This is a genomic window from Vibrio sp. 2134-1, from assembly GCF_033339495.1.
In genome coordinates this window covers 1-634 of the sequence record NZ_JAWOUS010000569.1, presented here as the reverse complement: position 1 = coordinate 634, position 634 = coordinate 1, and the positions used below count along the sequence as shown (strand labels likewise).

Sequence of the window (634 nt, the reverse complement as noted above, 5' to 3'; positions counted from 1 at the left end):
AAGCTCGTGTAGAAAATCTAAAAAAAGAACAGTAAAACCAATCAAATAGATCACGCTTAGTCGTGGTCTTTTGTTATGTATGAAATTTGATGTTTCATACAAACGAAAACCACCGCATTGCGGTGGTTTTGTTGTTTCTCAGGCTGCGTTTTGTTTACGCCGCTTCTAAATGCGTCGTTAAGTAAGGCTGCCATGCTTGTTGGTATAAGTTTTTCGCTTGGCTACGCATATTCTTAATGGAAGCCATTTCAATCTCGCTTAGATTTCGCTTTTCCATTGATGCTTGACGTTCAAGCTTTTGAATTTGCTCATACAGGTCGTGTTCAGGACCATTTTTTACATCCGCAATCGCTTTTAAGTGCAGCTGTACTTCTGCAATCAAATTCGTTTTTGGCAAACGGACTAACAAGTTCAGATCACGGTAGCCAGAAGGGCCAGGTTTCTTAAAGCGGTTTTTGACTTTAACGATAGTTGTTTCACGCTCTAGCGTTTCGTAAATAGAGACCAAACTTGCCACATCTTCCGCCACAATAGTCGCACGAGCTAAGTCAGTAATGCGTTCTACTTGGCCATCCAGTTCATGTGCGATTTTTTCTTCGGCGCGATGTTTAGATTTTACGCCAGCGAAATATGG

The 634-nt window shown here is 41.3% G+C and carries 1 pseudogene; it reads right to left on the bottom strand.

Annotated features, from left to right (window positions below):
• Positions 1 to 154 precede the first annotated feature (154 nt).
• Positions 155 to 634 (bottom strand): annotated as a pseudogene (locus R7R78_RS27275) (phosphoribosylglycinamide formyltransferase); the annotation flags it as partial.